The 1178-nt window shown below is 38.7% G+C and carries 1 protein-coding gene and 1 pseudogene; both read left to right on the forward strand.

Translation table 11 applies throughout. The features are described 5' to 3' along the window. Window positions 1-146 precede the first annotated feature (146 nt). Window positions 147-884, forward strand: coding sequence for an antA/AntB antirepressor family protein (locus ACFILU_RS09570; RefSeq protein ID WP_375675739.1), 738 nt, complete (start codon window positions 147-149; stop codon window positions 882-884). Window positions 885-896: 12 nt separating this feature from the next. Continuing rightward, window positions 897-1178, forward strand: a pseudogene (locus ACFILU_RS09575) (hypothetical protein); the annotation flags it as partial.

Consider the following 1178-nt stretch of genomic DNA (forward strand, 5'->3'; position numbering starts at 1 on the left):
AAAACAGCGCGAATATGATGATGCAATGTATGGTTCTTACGAACAACAACACCGTTTGCGTCCTTGTGATGTGCTTTAAAATCTAAAGGCGTTTTTAAAAGCGCCCCCCTCTTTCCTCTTATTAAATTATCGGATGGAGTAAAATTATGAATAATCCTATCGCTATCGCAAATAACACGGTTAACGGCGAAAGCGTTCAAACAGTCAATGCTCGTGACTTACATACCTTTTTAGAAAGTAAACAAGATTTTTCTACTTGGATAAAAAAACGTATTATGACCTATGCTTTCCTTGATGGAAGGGACTTTATTCGCTTCCACAAAAAAATGGAAGCGAACAATGCCATAGCAGTAGAATACTATCTTACCTTAGACATGGCGAAAGAGCTTGCCATGGTCGAGCGTAATAAAAAAGGAAAGCAAGCAAGAGAATACTTTATCGAATGCGAACGGCGTGCAAAGCAAGTTGTTACACCACAAATCGATTACTCAAGTCCACAAGCGATGATTGGCTTTTTGAATTACCTACAAGGACAAATAAATCAAAAAGATACTCTCATTGAAGATTTAAAACCAAAAGCAATGGCTTTGGAAAGCTTACAACGCTCTGAAGGGCTCTTCGGTCTTACAGAAGCCGCTAAAGTGCTCGAAATGCAACCAAAACAGTTCATTCTCTTCTTACAGAAAAAAAGATGGGTTTATCGACGCACTTTCGGGGCTCACTTATTGCCTTATCAAGACAAAATCCAAAAAGGACTAATGGATTGCTCAACCCTCACTATTCAAACCGAAAATGGAACTGAAAAAGTCATTCCTTCCGCAAAAATCACCACAAAAGGCATGGGACTGCTGTCTCAAGAGATTAAAAGACAAAACATGCATTAAGGGAAATAAACCATGGAAAAGAAATATGAACTTACTGATGAAACAATCGAAGTTGATGGCAAAATCCTTCACCGCATTCGTGCTTTAAGGGATTTTGATGATGTTAAAGCAGACGACCTAGGCGGCTATATCGAGAAAGAAGACAATCTAAGTCATCATGGTAATTGCTGGATTGGGGATTATGCAAAAGTCTATGGTGATGCCAAGGTTTTTGGTAATGCTAAGGTTTACGAAAATGCACAAGTTTACGGTTATGCACATGTTTACGGCAATTCTCGTATTTATGGCAAAGCA

This window comes from Bartonella sp. CL100XZDX, from assembly GCF_042195375.1.
In the GTDB taxonomy this organism is placed as follows: domain Bacteria; phylum Pseudomonadota; class Alphaproteobacteria; order Rhizobiales; family Rhizobiaceae; genus Bartonella.

Coding starts and splice junctions, on each gene's coding strand:
- ACFILU_RS09570 (WP_375675739.1), top strand. CDS start 147: ATGAATAATCCTATCGCTATCGCAAATAACACGGTTAACGGCGAAAGC.